This is a genomic window from Petrotoga sp. DB-2 (assembly GCF_054051725.1).
Genome location: NZ_JBSVZD010000095.1, coordinates 1 through 283, shown reverse-complemented (window position 1 = coordinate 283; position 283 = coordinate 1). Strand labels below are relative to the sequence as shown.

1 protein-coding gene is annotated in these 283 nt (G+C 41.3%); it reads left to right on the top strand.

Features of this window, described 5'->3' with window-relative positions; genetic code table 11:
• Nucleotides 1–283, top strand: a 283-nt coding sequence (locus tag ACW9JY_RS10600; RefSeq protein WP_457284340.1) for a methyl-accepting chemotaxis protein, incomplete at both ends; no start/stop codon positions are given.

The window sequence follows — 283 nt, the reverse complement described above, 5'->3', positions numbered from 1 at the left end:
GCAGCGATAGAAGCTGCAAGGGCAGGAGAAGCTGGAAGAGGATTTGCAGTTGTAGCGGATGAGATAAGGAAGTTAGCAGAAGAATCAAGGAATGCAACGGATGAAATATCAGAAATACTAACCAACATAACGCAAGGGACGAACAAAGTGAACGAATCTACGAACAAGGTAGTAGGAACGATAGGAGAAATAAACGAAAAGATGGAGAATGTACAACAAAGTTTCAACCGGATAAAAGAAAGGATAGAAAGGATGGACCAAGGGATAGAAAACATGACTGCAA